General features: G+C 43.3%; 14 protein-coding genes. 1 reads left to right on the forward strand and 13 read right to left on the reverse strand.

Annotation, left to right across the window (positions count from 1 at the left end; all coding sequences use genetic code 11):
- Positions 1 to 64: 64 nt before the first annotated feature.
- Positions 65 to 2,500 carry a glycerol-3-phosphate 1-O-acyltransferase PlsB gene (gene plsB / locus J1N51_RS09780; RefSeq protein WP_208830844.1) on the reverse strand — a complete coding sequence of 812 codons (2,436 nt, stop codon included), beginning with the start codon at positions 2,498 to 2,500 and terminating at the stop codon, positions 65 to 67.
- Positions 2,501 to 2,641: 141 nt separating this feature from the next.
- On the opposite strand from plsB, the gene lexA reads away from it, so the two are divergent.
- Positions 2,642 to 3,259, forward strand: a complete 618-nt coding sequence (gene lexA / locus J1N51_RS09785; protein WP_208833397.1) for a transcriptional repressor LexA — start codon at positions 2,642 to 2,644, stop codon at positions 3,257 to 3,259.
- Between the two features lie 14 nt (positions 3,260 to 3,273).
- Here lexA and J1N51_RS09790 read toward each other — a convergent pair whose 3' ends face one another.
- From J1N51_RS09790 to J1N51_RS09845, 12 genes are all read right to left on the reverse strand, one after another.
- Positions 3,274 to 3,744: a BLUF domain-containing protein gene (locus J1N51_RS09790; protein WP_208830846.1), complete on the reverse strand. Its 471-nt coding sequence runs from the start codon at positions 3,742 to 3,744 to the stop codon at positions 3,274 to 3,276.
- Positions 3,716 to 4,141: a BLUF domain-containing protein gene (locus J1N51_RS09795; RefSeq protein ID WP_208830848.1), complete on the reverse strand. Its 426-nt coding sequence runs from the start codon at positions 4,139 to 4,141 to the stop codon at positions 3,716 to 3,718. The genes J1N51_RS09790 and J1N51_RS09795 overlap by 29 nt, the downstream gene beginning before the upstream one ends.
- 112 nt (positions 4,142 to 4,253) lie before the next feature.
- Positions 4,254 to 5,558, reverse strand: a complete 1,305-nt coding sequence (locus J1N51_RS09800) for a tetratricopeptide repeat protein (protein ID WP_208830850.1) — start codon at positions 5,556 to 5,558, stop codon at positions 4,254 to 4,256.
- Between the two features lie 25 nt (positions 5,559 to 5,583).
- Entirely contained in the window at positions 5,584 to 6,195 is a 612-nt protein-coding gene (locus J1N51_RS09805; protein WP_208830852.1) for an energy transducer TonB, read from the reverse strand.
- Positions 6,196 to 6,207: 12 nt separating this feature from the next.
- Positions 6,208 to 6,618, reverse strand: a complete 411-nt coding sequence (locus J1N51_RS09810; RefSeq protein ID WP_208830854.1) for an ExbD/TolR family protein — start codon at positions 6,616 to 6,618, stop codon at positions 6,208 to 6,210.
- 23 nt (positions 6,619 to 6,641) lie between these two features.
- A complete protein-coding gene (locus J1N51_RS09815) occupies positions 6,642 to 7,169 on the reverse strand; it encodes a MotA/TolQ/ExbB proton channel family protein (RefSeq protein ID WP_208830856.1) in 528 nt (175 codons plus the stop codon).
- A 46-nt stretch (positions 7,170 to 7,215) separates the two neighbouring features.
- Positions 7,216 to 8,601, reverse strand: a complete 1,386-nt coding sequence (locus J1N51_RS09820) for a MotA/TolQ/ExbB proton channel family protein (RefSeq protein WP_208830858.1) — start codon at positions 8,599 to 8,601, stop codon at positions 7,216 to 7,218.
- Positions 8,602 to 8,654: 53 nt separating this feature from the next.
- On the reverse strand, positions 8,655 to 9,413 hold the full coding sequence (locus J1N51_RS09825; RefSeq protein WP_208830860.1) for a DUF3450 domain-containing protein: 759 nt from the start codon (positions 9,411 to 9,413) through the stop codon (positions 8,655 to 8,657).
- A 279-nt stretch (positions 9,414 to 9,692) separates the two neighbouring features.
- A complete protein-coding gene (locus J1N51_RS09830; RefSeq protein WP_208830862.1) occupies positions 9,693 to 10,511 on the reverse strand; it encodes a mechanosensitive ion channel family protein in 819 nt (272 codons plus the stop codon).
- 81 nt (positions 10,512 to 10,592) lie between these two features.
- Positions 10,593 to 11,837, reverse strand: a complete 1,245-nt coding sequence (gene dapE / locus J1N51_RS09835; protein WP_208830864.1) for a succinyl-diaminopimelate desuccinylase — start codon at positions 11,835 to 11,837, stop codon at positions 10,593 to 10,595.
- Positions 11,838 to 12,026: 189 nt separating this feature from the next.
- Positions 12,027 to 14,699 (reverse strand): TonB-dependent receptor plug domain-containing protein, encoded by a 2,673-nt coding sequence (locus J1N51_RS09840; RefSeq protein ID WP_208830866.1) that lies wholly within the window; start codon positions 14,697 to 14,699, stop codon positions 12,027 to 12,029.
- Positions 14,700 to 14,790: 91 nt separating this feature from the next.
- Positions 14,791 to 16,377: a hypothetical protein gene (locus J1N51_RS09845; protein WP_208830868.1), complete on the reverse strand. Its 1,587-nt coding sequence runs from the start codon at positions 16,375 to 16,377 to the stop codon at positions 14,791 to 14,793.
- Positions 16,378 to 16,395: the final 18 nt, after the last annotated feature.

Genomic DNA, 16,395 nt, shown 5'->3' on the forward strand with positions numbered 1-16,395 from the left:
TCGATTTAGATACAAAAAAGCACAGTAGTTACTGTGCTTTTTTTATTTGAATTCCCTAACTTGATTAACCTAAGGATTGTAATGACTGCAAGATTTCTGAGTCTAACAGCGCATTGATTTGTTCTGCTGCAGATTTACCCTCTGGTGTCAGGTGCATTAAACCCGCTTCGTCAGTACTAACGTAGTTTTGTTCTTTTATACTGGTAACAAAACTAGATATGAGCTTTTTGTCGAAGTACTCAGGGGCTTTAATATCGTGCAACGTAAGAAGGCGTTTGGCTAACTTTAAGCAGTCTGCTTCTAATTCACCGCGCTGAATACCGTGTACCTGTTGAATTCGATTAAACGCTAAGGCATATCGCTGAAGGGTGTCTTTCATGATTCTAGACATCAAACTAAGCTGTAATCCGCCCATGCTGTTGCGGTTAGCGATACTCAATTGACCGTCTGTCTCTGTGATTAAGTCCTTATCAATAAAGTGCTTAACGATGTTTTGTACGTATTTATCCGCATCTTCGATGGTTATAAACATTTCGTTTTTAAGCAGAGGTAGAATTTGTTTTACCGTCTGTTGAAGTGCTTCTAAACTCGTCGTTGAGGCATGAGTTAGCTCAGCAGCAATGATGGCTGGAATCGCAAATAAGTGAACAACATTGTTGCGGTAGTAGCTCATTAAGATTGCATTTTTGTTATCTAGCTTAATGATGGTGCCATATTCGTCACTGTCTGAGTCGACCTTTTCAAGTAAAATTGCCTCATCGATAATTTGTGAAGCCGTCTCTTCAGGTAGTTTAATAAGCTTGGAGTAGGGGACTGACTTTTGTAAATCGACATAAAACTCGATTAAAGATTCCATCTCAACCCGAGGTAGTGCATGACTTTCTGACGTGAGGAGTGTCAAAGCTGATAGGTTAACTGTGTTTAAGACCGCAGCATCATTGATAGAGCTCATTACTCGGTTTGCTGTGTGATTGACAACCGGTGTTAACCAGCTTGGTTTTACGACGTCAGTAGCACTGATCTCTTTTCGCCAGTCCGGTGCTTTGTCATTCAGAATTTCGTTAAGGTTGATAGGCTCGCCGAAGTTTACGTCGCCATGACCATAATTTTTTAGGTTTTTTAGTGCTTTAAATACACCGAATATGGATTCTTTTTCCTTGTTCTTACCCTTAAGCTCTTTGAGGTAAGTATTCACTTCCATTACATGCTCGTAACCGATGTAAACAGGGACTAATGTGATAGGACGGTCGATGCCGCGCAGCATTGATTGAATGGTCATGGCAATCATGCCAGTTTTAGGTGCTAAAAGGCGGCCTGTACGAGAGCGTCCACCCTCGGTGTAATATTTAACAGGATAACCTTTGGCAAAGAGCGTCGATAAGTATTCTCTAAATACCGCAGAATACAATTTGTCGCCTTTAAAACTGCGACGTAAGAAAAACGCACCGGCTTTTCTGAAGATAGGGCCGGCTGGCCAGAAGTTCAGGTTAATGCCTGCCGCAATGTGTGGAGGGACCAAGCCTTCGTGGTATATCACATAAGTCACCAACAAGTAGTCCATGTGACTTCGGTGACACGGAACATAAACAATTTCGTGACCTTTTTGCGCAAGATCGCGCAGTTTATCTGCGTTGTGTACCCTAATACCGTTGTATATTTTGTTCCAAACCCAGGTAAGTATGCGAGAACCTAGGCGAATATAAGATTCGTTGTAATCTCCAGCGATTTCATCAAGTAACTTTTTGGCATTTTGTTTTGCCTCTTCAAGGGAAATGTTCTTCGATTCCATTTCTTCTTGAAGGGCTTTTTTTAGCGCTGGACTGGCTAACATACTATTAAAAAATGCTTGGCGTTCCATTATTTTTGGCCCAGTCGCTACAATGCGTTGGCGTTCAAAGTGAATACGCGCGACTCTCAATAATTTGTGAGCGGTCTCTTCAGTAGCGCCAAAGTCATTAACCATTTTCTGAAGCGATACGGGTTTTGAAATACGTACAAAGCTGTGGCGACCGTAAAGCAAAACGATAAAAAACTTACGCAGTGGCGACGCTTGAAGTTTTTGAGTGATTAAGTCCATCAGGCGGGGTTTGCGACTAGTGTCTTTTTCTACTCCAGGTGCTCGACCCCAACGGATCATAACTGGGACAAACTGAATGTCTTCACCGGTTTCTTCGACCAATTTTAGTAAGTTTTCACCTAACTCTGTGGTTTTTTCAATATGTGACTTTTCGTTGAGGAAAATGGAGTCGACGGGCTTGACGCCTAATGTTCTTTTTAGTTTTTTTCCGGCCAAATCAATTGCCGAAAAAGGCGATGGCAAGCCAAGCTTCTTTGAAGCTTGTTCTAGTGCCATGCGATCCGTATACGAATCAGTAACTAATACATAAGATACAGGCTTGTTTGCCTCGATACCCATATCATTGTGCTTATCGTCGGCAACTAACTGAGTGCGGATGAAAGGACGAGTAAGCCAATACATTATTGCGTTAATAAAAGACATAAATTCCCTAAAGATAACGAACTGCGAAGGTCAATTTTAACAAAGAACGGACAAAAACCTATCATTTACAGTAATTTTCTATTGCACAATCACAATGCCTGTATATACTGACAGTTATGTTACTGTATGGAAAAACAGATGATGAGACCACTTACTGCTAGACAATCAGAGATTTTAGAACTCATTCGAGACACCATTATTTCGACCGGAATGCCGCCAACGCGTGCAGAGATTGCTAAACAGTTAGGGTTTCGCTCGGCAAATGCAGCAGAAGATCACCTAAAAGCTCTTGCCAAAAAAGGCTTTATTGAAATGCTTTCGGGTACCTCACGCGGGATCCGCTTAACCGAGGAAATAACCGAACAAGACTCGGGATTACCACTAATTGGTAAGGTAGCAGCAGGCTCTCCTATCTTGGCAATGGAACACGTTGACCGTCACGTTAACGTCGATCCTTTAATGTTTTCTCCAAGCGCCGACTTTTTACTAAAAGTTGAAGGTGAAAGTATGAAAGACATCGGAATTTTGGATGGTGATCTGTTGGCAGTACACAAAACACAGACAGCTCGAGATGGCCAAGTAGTCGTCGCCCGTGTTGAAGATGATGTGACGGTTAAACGTCTTGAGCGTAAAGGTAGCCAGGTCATTTTACACGCAGAAAATGAAGAATTCTCGCCGATTAAAGTGGACTTAAACTATCAAGAGTTTGCTATTGAAGGACTTGCGGTTGGGGTTATTCGTAACTCTTCCTTAATGTAATAGTGGCCAGTGGATTAGCTTACCTGTTTAAACAGGGTAATTAACTGTTCAGCAGGGGACTGGCCATCGCTTAGGTGTTGCTGATGTAATTGGCTGATGAGTTGTTCAACTCCAAGCAAATTATCAGGTACCCCAAAGTCTAAATTGTGAATTTTCATTGCCCAATTTTTACAAGCTCTTTCATTTGCAGGCTGATAGTACAGACATTCTAATTGAGTATGACGAGGGTCTTGTTTGATAACATCATATAGCGTATCAATATTTCTTTTCTCACCCTCCATAAGTTGAATAAACACCCCGTTTTTGTACAGTAAAATACCGGTTACACCCAGCGAGTCGTTTTTAACTCTGGCGTCGACCAGTAAGTCCGCAAACTCTTCGACAGAAAGTGGGCGCGTAGCGTAACTTTTGTAAAGAAGTTGATATAAGTTTACGGGCTCTTCTTTCATGGTGCCTTTATTGTTTAACTCTTTCTGAAAACTCATCTAATAACAAAATACTTTTACTGTGTTCATCGTCTCCACGCGCATCAATCAGCTGGTGTGCTAATTCTTGCAGCCGTTCCTTAGACTTTAGTTTTTCATTATTTAAGTTTAGAAAGGTGAGCGCCCATTTGCCAAAAATTCGTTGCTCTGCGGGTTCAAAATAGCAGTTTCTAACATTGATATGGCGAGAGTCTGATTCAATGTCGTCGTATAGCTCCTGTAAGGTATGGCGATTGCCCTCGAGTATTTGGATTAAGTTGGTGTCGAATTTTATTAGCAATGATGTGACATCAAGATTTATATTTTTAATTTTTGCACGTTCTATTAGTAACTTTAGCTCCCTACCCTTCATCGGTTTTGGGAGTTTGCTGACATATACTAATTGATACAAATTCATGGTGGTTACTCATAGGCTACTTTCCTGATTATAGTACCAAAAATAAAAAGCCGTGGAATAGCCACGGCTTCGAATGAGTTACGAGAACACTGACATAAAAAGAAACCCACACTTACAGAGCGGCTAATTCACCATATGTAGAGCGCTCTCGTTCAACAAATTTAAGCCACTGTTTTGCCATACGCTGTACTGACTTGTGCTCTTTTGCTTGGTTAAGAGCATCAATAGAGGCTTCAAACTCTTTCAAATTAAAATAAGCCATACCCATAGCAAGATATAAATTACCAGGGTTTGTAAGGTCGCCTTGCTCTGCGGCTTTTTGGCCTGCTGTGATGGTTGCCTGGTACTTGCCTTGCTGCAAACGAATCTCAGCGATCTGTTGGTAAGCATCTCCTCCTTTTGTCACTTTGGCCAATTGGTCAAAAGCGTTGACCGCTAAATCATACTCCTTTGCGGCCAACCAAGATTGAGCCATAAACTTGAGGTTCTTTTCGGACGACGCCAGTTGCTGACTGTCGATGGCTTTTTGCATGACAGAGCCCGCTTTGTAGGGTAAACCGTTAAAATAATAAATTTGCGCTAGGTTTCTAAGTTGCGTTTTTTTGGTGATGTAGCCTTGAAGATAAGCTGCTTCTAATACTGCAAGTTGTTTTTCTTCTTCGCCAATTTCACCATACATGCCACCGAGCTGTACCCAATATTCAGGCTTGTTGAATTTGCGTACCATGGTTTCTAGTACTTTCGTGACTTTCTTTGGCTGTTTTAGCTCAAAGTACACGGCTCTTTGTAATACGTACCAGTTCTCTAGAGGTTGCGCCTCTTGTTTTTCAGCAAGCTTTATAGCGGTGTCGATATAAGAAGCTGCTTCCTCATAGCGTTTGGCTTGGTAGGTAGCCTGAGCTTTTAGTACGTAATTTTTAACGGGTATATCACCCTCGTTTACTGACTCCCAACGTGTCAAAAAGTCCAAGGTTTTTTGGTAGTCACCGTTTGCCATTGCTAGCTGAGAGAGTGAAAACAAGGTACTTTTTTCGAGTGATTCCGGAATTGGTGATTGCGCGACGACTTGTTCAAAAGCGTTCATCGCATCTGTCATTCTTTCAGCGTTGTAGTAAATAAAGCCGTAAAAATTGTGCATCATCGCACGTTCGTAGCTGTTTAAGCTGTCCGCTTTATCTTTAACACTATCAAGTACCGCAAGTCCTTCTGCTACGTTTCCAGCATCTGCTAGCTCTTGTGCTCTGGCTAGTTGGCTATATACACGTGAACCCATGGCTGGCGTTCTGCGACGTTTTTTTTCGGAAGACTTTTCTGCTGCGACGACTGTTGAACCGTCTATTCCCGGGACTATAGTAACCAGCGATGAGCCAAATAATACCGTTGCTGCGATACAGGTTGAAGTTAGAAGTGTTTTCATTATTTACCCCTTAAATAACTCTTGGTTAACCATTGAGCTCGAACGTAATGCGGTTTTGCACACCAGATACTTCAGTAGGTTCGCCATTTACCACTCGAGGTTTGTATTTAAATTTAAGCGCTGCGTCCATCGCAGCACGGTCAAATAAGCCTTGAGGTTCGGCTTCGATAACCATTGGATCTTTTACTGCGCCTGTGCGGTCAACGGTAAACTCCACGATCACATAGCCTTCGATTCCACGCTGTAACGCACGACGAGGATAAACCGGTTGAACTTTGACGATAGGCAGGTACTCGCCATCTCCAGATTCAAGTGCCAAACCGCCATCAAGCGAAACGTCTGCAGCGACATCGGCACTAAAATCAAATCCAGCGTCGCTAGCATCAGCTGTGTCTGGCGCCATTTGAGGCTGGTCCATTGGTGGAGGCGGCTCTTGTGGTTTAGGCGGCTTTTGAGGTTTACGTTCTTTCTTTTGAACGGTCTCCTCTTGTTTAAGCCGAATAAAGTCCAAAACACTGCCTTGAGCTGGCTCGGTTATAGCCGAGTCACCAGACTTAATCAGCGCCTGCATACCATAGAGCAATGCAACAGTGACGACAGCAGCTAGCGCAAGAGCAGTAAGCAATCTTACAAACATGGTCGTAATGTCCTATTTCTCTTGAGCTGCAATTGAAACGTCATAGGCTCCAGCAGCACGAGACGCATCCATTACTTTAATTAGCGTATCGGTCGTTGCTTTTTTGTCTGCCTGGATAACGACTGAGCCTTGTGGGTTTTCTGCTTTTAGGCGTTCGATATTCGCTTGGACCGCACGGATATCGACTCTGCGTTTGTTGATCCAAACTTCGCCTTTATCAGAGATAGCGACCAAGATACTTGCTCGCTCTTTTTTAACTGCTGTTGCAGCTTCTGGACGATTAACATCAATACCAGCTTCTTTGACAAAAGATGCGGTGACGATAAAGAAAATCAGCATGATAAAAACAACGTCCAACATTGGTGTTAAATCGATGTTTTCTTGTTCTTCTTCCTGCATTAGGTTGGCTAATGGCGCTCTCATTATTCTTTCTCCTGAATTTACCGCTAGTGATCAAGCGGTAAATGATCCTCTAACAGTTCAATTTCTCGTTTGGCTTTGCGTTGAATCCAGGTGTTGGCAAATACCCCTGAAAGGGCGCCGACCATTCCGGCCATAGTAGGAATCGTTGCTTTTGATACGCCACTTGCCATAGAACGTGCGTTGCCGCTGCCACTGATGGCCATGACATCAAAAACTTCAATCATGCCTGTCACAGTACCTAATAAGCCCATTAACGGACATAAGGCGACGAGTGAGGTGATCAGTGGTAAATTAACCTGTAATTTTTGTTTTGCTCTGGCGATGTACGCTTGACGAATTTGCTCGGCGTTCCAAGAGTCACGCTCTTTGCGACTTTGCCATTTTGTAATCAGTGTCTGTTTGTAGTGACGGTAACCTTTGAGCGCATACATGATGCGTTCTAAAATCAGCAACCACATAACAAAAATCATTACTGCGATGGCACTGAGAACCACGCCCCCAGTGTCCATAAACTCGCGTATTGCCTCTAGGGTTTCTGTGAAAAACACCACAGTCTCTCCTTTCTTGCGTTAAGTTAAGAGTCGCGAAGAAGGGCCGTTAGGCCGCTTTCTTGTCTGCGACTTGCTGTTCAGAACGCTCTGCAATAATGCCCGCACTTTGTTCTTGTAAAATAAACAAGATGTTTTTGCTGCGAGTGTTCAGCATGGTTGATAGGACAACTGTAGGAATCGCTACAACCAGACCTAAAACTGTTGTCATAAGTGCCGTAGAGATACCACCTGCCATTAATTTCGGGTCGCCTGTGCCAAACAAGGTAATTGCTTGGAAGGTTTTGATCATACCCGTAACGGTACCAAGTAGACCTAACAGCGGCGCAATGACCGAGACAATTTTGATTAAGGTTAAGTTGCGAGTGATTTTTGGCATTTCACGTAAAATTGCTTCGCTTAATTTCAACTCAAGTGTGTCAAAAGCTACGTGAGGGTATTGGTCTTTTACCTTTAATACTCGGCCAAGTGGGTTATCGTCAGATGGTGTTGCATTTTTCATTTGGCGTTTTACTTTGGCACTCATAATTGTCAAAGATACAAAGCGCTCAAGAGCAATCAAAAATGCAATCAAACCAATGCCAATGATGATGTAACCAACAGTACCGCCTTGGTCGACACGCTCTTTGGTGCTTGGTGCTTGAACTAATAGGCCTAAAATCGAGCCGCCTGTTGGATCAAGTGCAAATGGCACAACAGAACTATTTGAAGACTGGATTTCTGCAGCAGTATCAGTAAAGCGGTCTGAAGGCTGGCGAACTAATTCAGCAACCGTACCTGTCGACGGCGATAAGTTTAAGTACTTGCCATCAGACACTAAAGAAAACGCACCGACGCGAATAACTTCTTTGTTGACCTTTTCGCCACCGGCTTCAACAACATCAGTGTTAAAACGTACGACTTTGCCTTGCTCAGTCATTTCTTTTTGCATCTCAAACCAAACTTGTTCAATTTGTTCGATAGACGCTAATTTTGACGAACCGCCCATGCTCTGTGCTAGTTGCTCAAAGAACACATCACGACCCGGGAACTGTGCAGAAACGTTCGATGTTTTTAGCTTGCCAGCGGTGTCACCAGATACCTGCTGCAACACACCAAATAGCTCCTTTAGTGAGCCCATACGCTTGTTTAATGCTTCTGATAAATCGGCAATCTTAAATTCGTTTTGTTCGAATTCAGTTTCTAACTTTTCAGATAAGGCCAGTGCGTTTGCTTTTTCTTGATTTGCTTCTGTTAACAAACGATCTTGTTCGTTTTTTTGAGCCAAAAAGCGCTGTTCACGGCTTTTGTTTTCTTGAGTTTGAGCCAGCTTACCTTGCTCAAGCTGTTTTAATAAGTCGTCTAAGTTCAAAGCGTTAGTTTGTTCTGCTTGAACCGACAGTGCTAATCCTGCACCAAAGATTGCTACGATAGCGGGCTTAATTACGTTAATCATTTTCTTAAAACCTGTTTTATTCTAGTCAGCGTTTGTATTAGCGCATGAGGTTATTAAGGAGCCGCTTTAATCGGCATTACGAGTAAATCGGGCGCAAGTTGCTTCTTGGCCATACGCAGGCCTTTGGTGATATGCATACGGAATTCGTCATCGGCTTTTTGCCATGACTTACTCTCTTGGTCCCAGCGTCCCGCGTAAGAACCATCGCGAGTGATATAAACCAAGGCAACACGACCAATGCGTAAGAAGTCAACGTCACGTTCTTGGCCGTTTACTTCGATTAGACCCTGGTAAGCTTCGATACTACGGCCATAGCCCATCTCAACTTGAAACGCTTCTAAGACGCGACGGAATTTTTCTGATACCGCGACATCAGCTCGGTCCATCAAGTCCTTGAGACCATTAATACGCTCAGTGCGCTCTTCTGGTAAAAACGGAACATCTAGAGAGACAAACTGCTCTAAGCCATTGATCATACGAATCATCAGTGGCGTGATTTGGCGCTCGATCACCGATACTCGGTCGATATCGAGATTAAGCGATGCCATTTCGTCATACTGACTCTGTAACTGCTTTTGAAGTTGTGCGTTGTAAACATTCAAACCGTCAATTTCTTTATTCACAGTCTGATATTGTTGCAATTTAGTTTGGGTTTGCTCAGTAAGCTTGTTGATTTTCTCTTGTGACTGAGCAGCGGATTTGGAGATTTCTTTACCAGCGTTTATGACTGGTTTTAGATCGTCCGCTTGGGCTGTGAATGCTAAACCTGCTAATAATGCGCTGGTAAGCAATGTAGTAGACAACGGTTTCATGTATTTCCCTATCTAAAATAGATGCAAAAGAAGATGCTAGAAATTCTAGAGCGGGAAAATGTCAGTAAAACTACAGCCGTGTTAAAAGTGTGTGACAGGTAACATTTCGTTGTAATAAAAAAGCAACGTTTTGTTTTTGATATTAATAAATTGGCAATAAACAAATAAAAAAAGCGACCCAATAGCCGCTTTATAGACGTTTTTAAGTTGGTGATACTAGGGTGAGAATCTGTTGATTACACCCTAATAGTGTTCACACAACTGTAGGAATTGAAAAACTTACCCTTCTTTGTGTAAGTGAACGTCCATTTGTGGGAATGGAATGTTAAGGCCACGTTGCGGGAACGTTTTATAAACTTTTTCGTTCATGGCAAAAAATACCGGCCAGTAATTCGCTTTGTCGACCCAGGCGCGAACAACAAAATTCACCGAACTGTCTGCTAATGCCGATACAGCGATAAAGACTTCAGGGTCTTTGTGAATACGCTCGTCTGCATCACATAATTCTTTGATAACTGCTCTTGCAAGGTCTGCATCGTCACCATAAGCGATGCCAAATGTCCAATCGACACGACGCTTTTCTTCAACCGAAAAGTTAATCATCGATGAGTTGTTTAGCTGGCCGTTAGGAATGATGATGGTCTTGTTGTCACCAGTACGTAAAACGGTATTAAAAATTTGGATTTGAGATACTGTACCTGAATAGCCTTTCGCTTCAATAAAATCACCAACGCGATAAGGCTTAAAGGTAAGGATCATCACACCACCTGCGAAGTTTTGCAGTGTGCCTGACAGCGCCATGCCTACTGCCAAACCTACGGCACCTAAGATAGCGATAAATGACGTCATTTCTATTCCGATCATGCCAAGAACAGAAACAAACAATAATACTTTTAACAACGTGTTGATGATGCCAGTCAAAAATGGCTTCAAAGAAGCGTCGAGTTTACTCTTGTTTAAAACTGCTACAAATCCTTTTGTAATGGCTTTTACTACGATAAGACCAATAATTAAAACTATAATAGCTGAGCCCAATTTAGGGGCATATTGGAGAGCCATGTCGGTTAGTTTTTCAATTGTATCCGCATTAATTTGCATTACTTTCTCCGATGGTTGTTGTTTTATCCGTGGTGTGTAAAACCATGCTAGCAAAATATGCTCATAAAGCGAGAAAAACGTTTATTTGGCCATAAGTTGCATCAGTAGATTTTTATAGACTTTGGTTAAGTCAAATAGGTCTTGTTTAGACACGTGTTCATTGGTTTTGTGGATACTGTGATTGGGTAAGCCAATCTCAACGACTTGGGTACCTTTGGCTGCAATAAAGCGACCATCAGATGTACCACCTGATACAGACAAACGCGGGAACAACTTCATTTCATTAAAAATTGAACGTTCGGTTTCTGCGATAAGATCCAAGTCTTTCACTGGCTCTAGTCGCTCATTCGTTGGTATCGCGCCAGCGACTTCTGGTGCGGCATCCGATGCGGTAAAGTAGGGCAAACATGGCCTTGACCATTCTATTTCAATGTCTTTGGTCAATTGCTTTAATTGCATCAAGCCATCAGAAATACGTTTAGTGATCAAATCTTGAGTTTGTTTGTGGCTGTAACGAATATTGAACTTCAACGAACATTGGCCAGGAATGATGTTGTCAGTCCAGCCGCCAGTATTAATACCGGTGACTTGTAAGTGACTACCAGGAAAGTCCTTTGTGCCCTCATCCCACGACAAGTCACTTAACCATCGACCCAACATCATGGCTCTATGTGCGGCGTTATTGGCTTCTTGAGGATAGGCGACGTGACCTTGCACTCCATGTATGGTGATCTCACCTGAGATTGAACCTCTACGGCCTATTTTAATCACGTCACCGACTTGAGTTTGACTGGTGGGCTCACCAATAATGCAGAAGTGCGGTACCTCATCATTAAGTTCAAGTTTTTCCATGATTTCTTGAGTGCCAAACTCAGCTTCACCCTCTTCGTCACTGGTGATCAAAAAATAAAAACTATAAGCGTCCAAATCTAGGTGAGGTAATGCGAGTTCAAATGCAGTAAGCATCGCTGATATACCACCTTTCATATCGGCGACGCCGCGCCCCACAACTTTTTCACCATCAATGGTTAATGAAAATGGGTCAGAGTCCCAGTTTTCCGGATAAGGAGCCGGAACTACGTCCGTGTGACCTGCAAAGGCAATTCGTGTCCCACCATTGCCAATTTTGGCAATTAAGTTAGATACGCCCTCAATCTCAAAGCAATCAACCTCCATTCCCCACTTGTGAAAAAGGCGCATCAAATACTGCTGACATCCTGCGTCATTAGGTGTAATTGAAGGGCGATGAACAAGCTGGACAAGGTGTGCAAGTGTTTGTTCTAACTCGACATGTTGTTCCGTTACGAATTGAGTTGAAGTTTGCATAGTCAGTTTCGGCTGTTAATGATTAAGGTTATTAAATACAAGTTATATGACTTCAAAGTTACAGCACGGTGAAGGTATTGTGACAAACGAATAAAAAGTCACGAATTTGTAGAAATACTTGTATCGATGAATAAAAAAAGCCACCGAGCTGGTGGCTTTTGACAAAAATATGACCTTGGCTATTTTGAGTTAGTCAAACTCGTAAGTGTAACTTACGCTAAATGCCATGCCTTTTTCGCGTTCGCGTACGATGACGTCAGACTGGGTCACTTCCTGATCTTCGTTTAAGAGATTTTTGATCTTAAACTTAATCTTGGAGTTAAAGTCTGGGTAATAGGTATAAACCACATCAAGTGAATGGAACGGCTGTTCGTAGGCATCTTCTCGGCCACCAACACCAGCAGCAAGAATACGCTCACCAAACACGTTGTAAACCAACGAGCTTGAGTGATTGCCATCGGTAGAATCGTAGTTTAACTGCAAGTTAACGACATACTCAGAATGGCCCGTCATGCGTTTAGTCGGGTTGGTTAAGTTAGCTGCTAGGCCTGGGTCAATCACGGCTTCTGAGTCAGAAAGTGTGACATTACCTGATGTAAAGATGCCATCTGCTAAGAAGGTTAAGTCATATAACCATTCAGCTTCGATACCGTATACTTCTGCGGTTTCACCATTTACAAATGACGCCGAATAGTCCGAATCACCAACACGTAAAATCGTCTCGATTGGAGCTTCAATGTCTTTGTAGAAAGCGGCCACTGAGAAATTATCGCCTGCTGCACCGTAATACTCATAACGCAAATCGTAGTTTTTGATTGGGCTAGACTGAAGACCAACCACACCAATGGTACGAATATCCGTTAGAGGGTCATAGTAAGCAACCGGAGATACTTCACGAAGGTCTGGACGAACGACAGTTTCACCGTAGCCAAAGCGGATTTGGTAGTTTTCGCCACTCATGTAAGTGAATGAAAGTGCAGCGTAGGTATCGTCCTCTTGAATAGTACCGGCCTCAATACGCTCCGGAGAGAAGTAAATATCCAAGTCTTCAGGTGTGAAGATCAGGCTCGAAGAACCCATGGACACTTGCTTAAACTCTTCCCAGCGCAAACCACCACTGAAACGCCATTTAGTGTCGTAAATAACATCAAAGGCACCATATGCAGCATCAATCTTCTGTGCGGCATAATAGTCATCGGCATCCGGTGCAGTAGGTTCATTGAAGCTTACATCAAGGTTATTTGCATCAATGAATTCATCCGTCAGATAGTCTGAGTTGTTAAGAGGGTCTCCGCCATTGTCAATCTCGACACCGGCAGCGCCTGAGTTAACAGCGAACGATGACGTTTGATAAACACGTGCACGGTCGCTGAAGTCATAACCGGCTTTAAATTCCATTTCGAATGAAGACGTAAATACAGGCAGGGTAAAGTTACCACCGTATGATTTTACGTTGTCTTCCATTTCGGTAAACGAATACATAACACGGTTGTCATCACCTGTGATTTCCGATGAGGCATAGTTGCCATTGTCATATCTGTCACGGAACTTAAACTCTGCATTCATTGGAATATCAGTTGTCGCTTCTGATTCTGTGTACTGCCAATCAAAGCCTAAACCGTTGTAATCCAAAAACGTATGCTGACCTAACAATTGCGACACCATTAACTCACGCTCTTCATAGTTGAACATGTGAGAACGGTTTGCCTGACCGTCACCGGCAATAGTAAAGGTAGAACTACCCGCTGGTGACTCTTGAATGGCGACTTCAGACTCGTCTTCGTTATCTTGCAATAAGATGTTTGACCACGTGACCTTGTGGTTATCTTTGTTGTAACCGATATTAAACACAGCATTTAAGCGCTCGTTTTCGGTTGTCACAAACGACTCTTTCTTGGTCTCGTAACAAGAGGCGCTGATTTGCTCAGAGGTATTTAGTTCTGTTGCACAACCATCAGATACTTCAGAAGAAATCACTGCAGTTGTCTTATCACCTGCATCCCAAGAAGTGTCATACGCAATCGATGCTAAAAAGCCCAAATCACCGCCGTATAGCTCCATGCTGTGGCCGATGTGTGCTTTGATATTGTATGAAGGATCGAGAGACTCTTCTTTCAAATCAAAGTTTCGTGGCAAGGCTTTAAGTAGTTCTTTGTTCACTGCCAGGGCTTTGGCTCCCGCAGTTCCGTTTTCGTCGCTTACAAACTGATTGCGCTCGGCAATCGATGAGGTACTAAAGTCACCGCGATAAAAAACGTTGGCTTCTAATAACTTAGAGCTAATTCCAGAATCGTCTAGTCGGTAAGTGTTACCTTCAGACGCTGACGTATCGTATCCTAGACCAACTTCAATACCCGCAGTGAACTCTGACGGCACTGACTTAGTTCTGATATCGATGGCACCACCGCCAAATGCCGCTGGCATGGAAGGCGAATAGGCTTTTTGTACAGATAAGCTTTCAATGATGCTCGAAGGGAATATATCAAGAGGAACGACGTTGCGTGTTAAGTCTGGGCTTGGAATACTAGCACCGTTTAGCCGTGCAGATGAATAACGCTCACCCAAACCACGTACATAAATAAATTTGCCATCAACCAGGGTCAAACCTGTCACGCGGCGTAATGCCGATGCAGCATCGCTGTCACCGGTTCTTGATAATTGTTCAGCACCTAAAATATCTGCAACAAACGCTTGTCCTCGGCGTTCTTCGATGACGGCTGCTGCACTACCTTGCAGGCGAGTACCAACAGCAACAACCTCTTCGATTTCATCATCATCCGCGGCCATCACTAGGTTAGCTTGTGCCAACAATCCTAATGACACAGCGAAGCTGATAGTGTTGAGCTTTCGTTGATTTCTCATTTTAGATTCCTAATAAGTAAAGTGGGGATCAAAAGCGTGGGCGCGAAGTGTATTTTTAGCGCATGCGCCCACGTTGATTGAGTACTGGTGATTAGTCAGCTTTTGCTGCTGTAACCGCCATCTGTACCCACTTGTACCAGTTTGAATCTGTGTCTTGGTCTGATACTGCACCGATGTAGCTTGCGTCTGCATCTGCTGAAGACGCTGCTAAGTTTGTTGATGCTGTGTTAGTAGAGAAACCATCCGCTGCTAGTACGTCAGATGCGGTACCAAGGCGAACATTCAAACCACCATTGTCAAACCAGTCTGTTTTTGCAGTAGCAACTAGAGCAGCTGGAGCGTCTGCAGAGAAGGTCGCGTCGCCTTTAAACTCTGCGATACAAGCCATTGTAGAGCCCGCGAAAGAAATCTTATCTGCTTCTTTTTCACCGTCTGTTTTAAATTCGATACATTCAGTGCCGTTTGCAGTTTGCTCTTTAACCATCAATACATTGTGGTAAGCCGTGTTAATACGGTCATCAAACTTAAACGCTTGTGAAGGGTCCTCGTCACGAACAGAGTTTTGGTCGTGTGTGATAACAGTTACGTTAGAGATCTTAGGTACGTCTGAACGAGGGTCATCCGCAGCGTCACCTTTTAGACCATCTGTTTCAAAGCCGTTATTGCCCATATAAACCACTGAACCGTCATCTAATGTCACTGAGCCGTGCATAACGAATAAGTGAGACGCGTTACCTTGCCAGCCTGCATCTAGGTCAAACGAGTCATCTTGAGTATCCGTTACAACGATGTTGTAAAGGTCAGCCGCACCACCAAAGATTTCAACACCATCGTCAAAACCTTGGTGAATGTGGATGAATGAGAATTCTGAGTTAGAACCAACCGCATTTAGTGTAAGAGAGTTAAGGTCGTCGCCTTCACCACCAACACGAGGGCCTGAACCAGCGTAGTAGATTTTTGCGTAACGCAGTGTACCGCTCGAGTCAGCGTTGTTGTCACCACCAAAGTGAGACAAGATACCTTCAGACTCTGCATTACAAGTACCGTCAGTGCGCTCAGTAGGAGTACATTGGTCAGTTACACCAAAACCGTTGATGATGATGCCACCCCAGTCAGCGTATAGTGGTAAAGTACCTTCAACATTCAAACGGTCAAATGCTTTGGCAGAAGTGAACGTGATTGGGTCATCAAACGTACCAATTGCGTTGATTTTTGCGCCACGTGCAATACGTAAAATTGCTTCACCTGATTTAAATGCCAGAGTTGCGCCTGCTTGCACTGTCATAACAGGGCCGTTTGAATCTACCGTACAACCTGTTGTTGTTTTACAGTCTTGACCAATTTGAAGGGCACCATCAAATACGTGAACACCGTCATTTTCTAATTTAGCAAATGTTACGTTTTCTGTGATTTCGATGTTTTTGCTCGCAAATACTGTGTCGTACATACAGTCAGTGCCGTCAAACGTACCTTGTAGTTCGCCATATGACGCACAAGGGTTGTTATCTGCTGGGTTAGCACCGCCATTGTATGTTGGAGAGTTGTCGCCAACGCTATTGTCTACTGTCGACGTGCTGTTGTCGTTTACAGTAGGAGTGATGTTGATGTCACCACCACAAGCGGTTAAAGAAACGGCTGCTGCCACGAGTGAAACACGAAAGATATTTTTAAGTTCCATTTTGGTCTCCGATGTTGA

The organism is Psychrosphaera ytuae, assembly GCF_017638545.1.
In the GTDB taxonomy this organism is placed as follows: domain Bacteria; phylum Pseudomonadota; class Gammaproteobacteria; order Enterobacterales; family Alteromonadaceae; genus Psychrosphaera; species Psychrosphaera ytuae.

Bases quoted from the DNA above. Each gene is read 5' to 3' on its own strand.
- plsB (WP_208830844.1), bottom strand. From the start codon at position 2,500: ATGTCTTTTATTAACGCAATAATGTATTGGCTTACTCGTCCTTTCATC.
- J1N51_RS09800 (WP_208830850.1), bottom strand. From the start codon at position 5,558: ATGAAAACACTTCTAACTTCAACCTGTATCGCAGCAACGGTATTATTT.
- J1N51_RS09790 (WP_208830846.1), bottom strand. From the start codon at position 3,744: ATGAGTTTTCAGAAAGAGTTAAACAATAAAGGCACCATGAAAGAAGAG.
- J1N51_RS09840 (WP_208830866.1), bottom strand. From the start codon at position 14,699: ATGAGAAATCAACGAAAGCTCAACACTATCAGCTTCGCTGTGTCATTA.
- J1N51_RS09825 (WP_208830860.1), bottom strand. From the start codon at position 9,413: ATGAAACCGTTGTCTACTACATTGCTTACCAGCGCATTATTAGCAGGT.
- J1N51_RS09820 (WP_208830858.1), bottom strand. From the start codon at position 8,601: ATGATTAACGTAATTAAGCCCGCTATCGTAGCAATCTTTGGTGCAGGA.
- J1N51_RS09810 (WP_208830854.1), bottom strand. From the start codon at position 6,618: ATGAGAGCGCCATTAGCCAACCTAATGCAGGAAGAAGAACAAGAAAAC.
- J1N51_RS09805 (WP_208830852.1), bottom strand. From the start codon at position 6,195: ATGTTTGTAAGATTGCTTACTGCTCTTGCGCTAGCTGCTGTCGTCACT.
- J1N51_RS09795 (WP_208830848.1), bottom strand. From the start codon at position 4,141: ATGAATTTGTATCAATTAGTATATGTCAGCAAACTCCCAAAACCGATG.
- lexA (WP_208833397.1), top strand. From the start codon at position 2,642: ATGAGACCACTTACTGCTAGACAATCAGAGATTTTAGAACTCATTCGA.
- dapE (WP_208830864.1), bottom strand. From the start codon at position 11,837: ATGCAAACTTCAACTCAATTCGTAACGGAACAACATGTCGAGTTAGAA.
- J1N51_RS09845 (WP_208830868.1), bottom strand. From the start codon at position 16,377: ATGGAACTTAAAAATATCTTTCGTGTTTCACTCGTGGCAGCAGCCGTT.
- J1N51_RS09830 (WP_208830862.1), bottom strand. From the start codon at position 10,511: ATGCAAATTAATGCGGATACAATTGAAAAACTAACCGACATGGCTCTC.